At 72.8% G+C, this 5,969-nt stretch carries 3 protein-coding genes and 1 pseudogene; 1 reads left to right on the top strand and 3 read right to left on the bottom strand.

Going from position 1 to position 5,969, the window contains the following annotated elements:
* Positions 1–2,059, top strand: a pseudogene (locus ACG2DA_RS21400) (hypothetical protein); the annotation flags it as partial.
* A 48-nt stretch (positions 2,060–2,107) separates the two neighbouring features.
* On the opposite strand, the gene ACG2DA_RS21395 reads toward ACG2DA_RS21400, so the two are convergent.
* The 3 genes from ACG2DA_RS21395 to ACG2DA_RS21385 all read right to left on the bottom strand — a co-directional run bounded on the left by ACG2DA_RS21395 (position 2,108) and on the right by ACG2DA_RS21385 (position 5,827).
* On the bottom strand, positions 2,108–2,845 hold the full coding sequence (locus ACG2DA_RS21395) for a hypothetical protein (protein ID WP_395258534.1): 738 nt from the start codon (positions 2,843–2,845) through the stop codon (positions 2,108–2,110).
* Positions 2,846–3,016: 171 nt separating this feature from the next.
* A complete protein-coding gene (locus ACG2DA_RS21390) occupies positions 3,017–4,366 on the bottom strand; it encodes a bifunctional folylpolyglutamate synthase/dihydrofolate synthase (RefSeq protein ID WP_395258532.1) in 1,350 nt (449 codons plus the stop codon).
* A 54-nt stretch (positions 4,367–4,420) separates the two neighbouring features.
* Positions 4,421–5,827, bottom strand: a complete 1,407-nt coding sequence (locus ACG2DA_RS21385) for an arylsulfatase (RefSeq protein WP_395258530.1) — start codon at positions 5,825–5,827, stop codon at positions 4,421–4,423.
* Positions 5,828–5,969 lie beyond the last annotated feature (142 nt).

Here is a 5,969-nt window from a genome sequence, read left to right as displayed (position 1 = left end):
CGGCGGCCCGCCGCTCAACCTGCTGGCGACCGGCGCCGACTGGAACGAGATCGCCGCCGCCTCGCCGGACCTCGTCGCCGCCGTCCGCGACGCCGCCGGCCGGGTCGAACCGGTGGGCGGCGAACGGATCGAGGCCCCGGTCGCCCTGCGGGACGTCTCCGCCGCCGTGAGAGAACTGAACGCGGGACGGGAGGCGTTTCGCGAGTTGTTCGGGAGTCCGCCGGGAGTCTGGGGGCGTTACGCGTTCGGCTTCACCCCGCTGACGCCGCAGATCCTGGAGTCCCTCGGAGTCAAGGCGGCGTTGCACCTCAAGTTCGGCCCCGGCGACGTGCCGCCGGACGGGGCGGGCCGGGTGCGGTGGGCGGGCGCCGGCGGGGAGATCCCGGCCCACGCCCGCGATCCGCTGCCGGCGGGCTCGGCGGGCTCCTTCTGGGACCTGCCGGAGATCCTCGCCGAAGCCTTCGAGGCGGAGCAGACCGTCGCCGTCACCTTCGCCCGCTGGCCGGGCGCCCCCGGTCCGCTGCTGGACGATTTGAAGGCTCTCACCGCCCTCGCCCCGGCGCTGGGGGAGTTCGCCACGTTCACGGAAATGTTTGCGGAGGACGATCCGTTCGCCCGGGTGTTCGCGGCGGACCCGCGGAAGTACCGCTCCCCCGGCCCGGCCGCCGGCTCCCCGGAGCCGCTCTCCGCCCACAGTCGGGCGATCCGGGCCGACGCGGAGGCCCGCGGCCGGGGCCTGATCGGCGGCCTCGCGGACCTGCTGGGGACGGAGGGGGCCGAGAGCGACGCTGCGAATCGCTTGGCCGCCGCGATCTGCCGGGGCGGCTCGACCCCCGGCACGCTCTGGCTCAACCCGCTGCCGATCCCCCGCACCGTGGCCCTCGACCGCGGCGAGAAAGCCCCCGGCCCGCCCGCCGATCACCCGGCGGTGAAGCTCGTCGGCCCGCGGTCCTTCACCTGCGAGATCCCCCCCGGCGGCTTCGTCTGGTTCCCCGCCCAGTCCGGCAAGGCGGCGCCGCTCTCCAAGGCCAAGGCGAAGACCGCGGAGCCCGGCGTGGTGCGGAACGAGGCGTTCGAAGTCCTGTTCGACCCGGCGACCGGCGGGATCGCCGCCGTGAAGACCTACGGCCGCAGCCCCGTGCGGCTGGGTATGCGACCGGCGGTGCGGTTCCACGCTCCCCGCACCCTCACCGGCTCCCCCGAGGACGGCGCCGAACCGGAGCGGTACAGCCGGGCCGTGGGCGCCGACGTGCAGTCGTGGGAGATCGTCGACGCCGGTCCGGCCCGGGGGGAATTGGTCAGCCGGGGGGCGCTGATCGACCCCGCCGGCGGGGCCCGGCTGTGCGGGTTCACGCTGCGGGTGCGGCTGGACCGCGGTTCGCGGACGGCCCTCGTCGAGGTCGCCTTTACCGACGCGGCGACGGCGCTGGAGACCGGCGACGTCGTGCTGCGGTGGGCCTGGGACGACGAAACGGCGGAACTCACCCGGTCCATTCAGAGCTCCCGACAGGCGGCCCCCGCTTCCGGCACGTTCGAGGCCGCCCACTTCTTCGAACTGACCAGCCTCCACGGGGACAAGAAGCTCCGCACCGCCGTCCTCACCCCGGACGCCCCCTTTCAGACCCGCAGCGGCCGGCGGATGCTGGACAGTCCGCTGCTGATCGCGGGGGAGCCGACCGACGACGGCCGCGTCTGGCGGTTCGGCATCACGCTGGACGACCCGCACCCGATGCGGGCCGCCGACGCGTTCCTCACCCCGCCGATCGCCGTCCCCGCCGCCGGGCCGCCGGCGTCGGGGCCGGTCGGCTGGCTGTGGGCCTGCGACAGCCCGGGCGTCCGCGTGCTCTCGCTCCGGCAGGAGGACGGCGCCACGACGCTGCGCGTGCAGGAGAGCGACGGCCGCACCCGCACCGCCGCAATTCGATTTTTCAAGAAACCTGCCGGGGCGGAGAAGCGCAACCTCGCCGGCGAGTCGCAGGCCGAATTGATTTGCGAGGGCGACGCCGTCCGCGTCCCGCTGGCCGGGTACGAACTGTGCGACGTGGCGGTGCGGTGGTAAGGCGACGGCCGCCGCCCCGCACTCGCTCGCCCCCGCCGCGGCCGATCCTCATACCGGGTCGGCGTTCGGCCGCAGTTCCATCTCGAAGTATCCGGTCCAGCGCCGTTTCCTGAAGTCTCGCCGGGCGGCGTCCTCGTCGAATCTCTCGTGGACGGCCCGCCGCGGGAACCACCGGCCGCCGTCCGATTGAACCAAGTCCACGAGGTAAATCGTCTCGATCGGAATAATCTCCGAACAGCGGTACTTCCAAAACTCGGCGCGGACCGGGAGATAATCGTGGTCCGGATCCAGATAGAAACTCCAGGCGGCGTAGGCGTCGCCCCCGGACTCCTCGGCCCGATATTCGGCGACGAGAAGATAATAGCTTCGGCCGAATTTGTGGGAGATCCCGTGGGACCGCACCGTCATCCAACTCCGCCCGGTCTCCGGGAGGGCCTCTTCCGGCACGGCGGAACGGGCGAGCCACTGCGAGAACGTCGCCCCGGACGCCTCCCCCTCGAACGCCAACATAAACGGGTCGAGCTGTCCGCGACCGCCGACGGCGGACGTGGCCGCCCACTTCACAGTCGGCTCCGCGGGCGAGGACCCGTCGGGAGAATAGACGTCGACGTGTTGAGAGGCCGTCCAGCGGATCGAGCCGCCGAGCGGCTGCCGCTCGACGCGTCTCACCATCTCGAGCACCTCGGCGAGGGCGGCGTCCTCCCCGGGTTCCTCGGGCGGGGCGTCGGCGGAGGGGCCGACCAGCACGCAAGCGAGCCAGCAGACGCCGAGACAGGGCAGAACCACCGCTCGAACGAAAGACCAAAGCGAAAGCATTGCGGGGCGGCGGGTCGCCGGGGGCGGAGGGGCGGGGACCCTCGTTCAACACCGTGCGGGCGACCGACGTACCGGGGGATCCCCCCGCGCCGGACTGAATATCGTCAAATTTTTTTCGACGCGTTCCCGCCCGCAGCCGATCTATGCGGATTTCGCTCGCACCGCTGCCACGCCCGGCCGCAGTTCGGCAATCAGGAAGAACGACCCCGCGGCGATCGCCAGCCCGCCGGCGCCGGCCCGACGGACGGCGCCCGCCCAGGCCGACTGCGGGTCCGGGTCGCAGCGGACGGGGGCGTCGGTCAGGGAGCGGGCCAACGCCGCCAGGTCCTCCGGCGGGACGGCCCGGGGGTTCTTCAGGAACCGGGTGCAGGTCAGGTCGTCGACGTGCGGGAGCAGCGTGCGGAGCAGCCCGGCGGCGTCCTTATCTTTCGCGCAGGCCAACACGAGACAGACCCGCCGAAACCGGGGCCGCTCCCCGGCGTCGGCCCGCAACGCCCCGGCGAGGGCGCCGGCGCTGGCCCAGTTGTGGGCCACGTCCAGCAGGATCTCCGGGCCGATCGGCTCCCCACGGTCGTTCGTCGGCGGAGGAAAGCGCTCCGCCCGGCCGGCCAGTCGCACGCCGGCGGCGCCCCGGGCGGCGGCTTCCGGCATGACGGGCCAGCCGGCGGTTCGCAGCGCCTCGAAGATCGCCGCCGCCGTGGCGGCGTTCGCCCGCTGGTGCGGCCCGCCGGGAGGGATCGGCAGATCGGCCCAGTCGCCGGTCGGCCCCGCCGGATCGACCGGCACGAACGGGGCCCCGACGGCCTCGCACCGGGCTCGGATCGCCTCCCCCGCCTCGCCCGGCCCGCCGCCCCAGATCAGCGGGACGCCCGGCTTGGCGATGCCGACCTTCTCCCCGGCGATCGCCGCCAGCGTGTGGCCCAGTTGAGCGGTGTGGTCGCGGCTGATCGTGGTGATCGCGCAGACGACCGGCTCGCAGACGTTCGTGGCGTCCAGCCGCCCGCCCAAGCCCACCTCCAGCGCCGCCAGATCGCACCCCGACCGGGCGAAGTGCAGGAAGCCCAACGCGGCGCTGACCTCGAAGAAGGTCGCCGGGGCGGCTCCGCCGGCCTCGGCCCGGCCGGCGGCGGCGGCGACGTCCGCGACGAGCCGCACGAAGGTCGCCTCGTCCGGCTCGGCCCCGTCGACCGTCAGCCGTTCCTCGAAGCGCACGAGGTGCGGGGAGGTGAACAACCCGCACCGCAGCCCGGCCGCCGTCGCCCCCGCCGCGACCAACGAGGCGACCGTCCCCTTCCCCTTCGTCCCGGCGATATGCACCGCGGGCACGCGGCGGTGCGGGTCGCCCAGCTCGGCCAGCAAGGCCCGCACGCTGTCCAGCCGCAGGGCGTCCGGCGGGATGGGGCGCCGCTCGTAGTTCACCCGGCCCAGCAGGAACCGCTCGGCCTCGTCCCGCGTGCGAACGGGGTCTGGGGTGCGGGGCGCGGACGGCATCCTCGGCAGCTTAGCGGCTCCGTCCCCCGTCGCACGGCCGGCGGGGCGAACGGCTCAGTTCCGCCGCCGTTTCGGCGGATCGGCCGTCGCCGGGTCCGGCCAGTCGGGGTGCGGGGTGCGGGCGGCGTTCATCATCGCGACCGCTTTCTCGACCAGCTCCGGCCGCTGTTCGGACAGGTCGTTCTGCTCGCCGAGGTCCGCGGAGAGGTCGTACAGCTCCACCGGCCCGCTGGCGACGGGGCGGACCGCCTTCCAGTCGTCCCAGCGGATCGCCTGCATCGGCCCGGGGCCGCGTTCGTGCAGTTCCCAGTAGAAGTAGTCCCGCTCCGGAGCCGGGCCGCCCTTGAGGAACTCGACCAGCGACTTGCCGTCGGTCTCGTAGCCCGCCGGCAGGTCGGCGTCGGCCAGTTCGGCGAAGGTGGGCAGCAGGTCCCAGAAGGCCCACGGTTCGTCCGTCACCCGCCCGGCCGGAACCGTGCCCGGCCAATACGCGAAGGCCGCCTGCCGCAGCGCCCCCTCGTACATGCCGCGTTTATACCCCCGCAGCGTGCCGCCCATCGCCTGATCGAACCGCTTGCCGATCGGCGTGTCCGGGTTGAAGGAGGAGCCGTTGTCGCCGGCGAAGACGATTAAGGTGTTCTCCGCCACCCCCTTCGCCTCCAGCAGGGAGACGAGGTCGCCCAAATCGGAGTCCAGCCGGGTCACCATCGCCGCGTAATTCTTTTCCAGTTCGCTCCACGGCTTGTCGGCGTAGATCCCCTGGCTGTCGATCTCGAACCGCCCGTGCGGCAGGGTGGCGGCGTAGAAGAGGAAGAACGGCTCGTCGGCGTCCGCCGCCTCGGCGACGAAGTTCAACGCGGCGTTCTGAATGAGGTCCTGGGCGTAGGTCCCCTGCCGGCCGTCGGCGTTCTCCGGCAGTTCGACGCGGGTGTCGTTGTCGTAGATATAATCCGGAAAGTAGCGGTGGGCGTGCCGCTGGCAGTTATAGCCGAAGAACCGGTCGACCCCGGTTTTGAACGGGCTGCCGGGGGTGTCGAACATGCCCATCCCCCATTTGCCCACCGTGGCCGTGCGGTAACCGGCGGATTTGAGAATTTCCGCGACCGTCACCTGCCCCTCCGGCAGCGGGCGCTGGCCCTCGGGCTGCAACTCGCGATTCGCCCGGGTCGGGCAGTGGCCCATGTGCAGGCCGGTGAAGAAGGAGGACCGGGCCGGGGCGCAGACGCTCGTGCCGGTGTACGCCGACATGTACCGCGTGCCTTCGGCGCAGAGGCGGTCCATGTTCGGGGTCTGAATCAAGTCCTGCCCGTAGGCCCCGACGTCGCCCATCGCGAGGTCGTCGCTGAGCACGAAGATCAGATTCGGTTGCTCCGCGGCGGTTCCGGCCGTCGCTCCGAACAGCAGCAAAACGGCGGCGAGCGGGGCGAACCGCGACGCGAACGGCGGGCGGGGGGCGGTCATGGGCGTTGAGCGGCGGGCGGAAAGGGCGGCGCCACTCTGACCGGCCCTCCCCGGCGGCGGCAACCGACGGCGACGTTCGGCACGGCGACGTTCGGCACGGCGCGGATCGCAGCGGTTAGCGAACGCCGGACGCCGCCCCCCC

The organism is Alienimonas sp. DA493 (genome assembly GCF_043951915.1).
Taxonomy (GTDB): Bacteria; Planctomycetota; Planctomycetia; order Planctomycetales; family Planctomycetaceae; genus Alienimonas.
Note: the sequence above shows the minus strand (reverse complement) of the source record. Positions and strands in the feature narration are given on the sequence as shown.

Excerpts from the sequence above, each read along its gene's own strand:
- ACG2DA_RS21385 (WP_395258530.1), bottom strand. The coding sequence starts at position 5,827 with ATGACCGCCCCCCGCCCGCCGTTCGCGTCGCGGTTCGCCCCGCTCGCC.
- ACG2DA_RS21390 (WP_395258532.1), bottom strand. The coding sequence starts at position 4,366 with ATGCCGTCCGCGCCCCGCACCCCAGACCCCGTTCGCACGCGGGACGAG.